Below are 247 nucleotides of genomic sequence, written 5' to 3' on the forward strand. Positions count from 1 at the left end.
TTGCGAACAAAAACGTACTGACGATGTGTCAAATAATTTTGGAATACGTCCGCTACCTAATCTCGAAACAAAATTTGTAGCTGCAAATACGCTTTTAAGTATCGAAAAAGCCGGAGAGGATATGCAATATCTCAAAGATGACCATATTAAAAAACTTGTTGACAAATTGCAAGAAATCAGACACCGACAGTTTTCAATAACAAAAGTATCAGATAAAATACGATTGCGTGAAAAGGATGAAAACGTA

The 247-nt window shown here is 34.4% G+C and carries 1 protein-coding gene; it reads left to right on the forward strand.

Annotated elements, in window-relative coordinates:
• Positions 1 to 247 (forward strand): hypothetical protein (locus RMT89_RS44740; protein WP_315889483.1); only part of this gene is annotated, 247 nt, incomplete at both ends.

This window comes from Streptomyces sp. P17 (assembly GCF_032436805.1).
Lineage (GTDB): Bacteria > Actinomycetota > Actinomycetes > Streptomycetales > Streptomycetaceae > Streptomyces.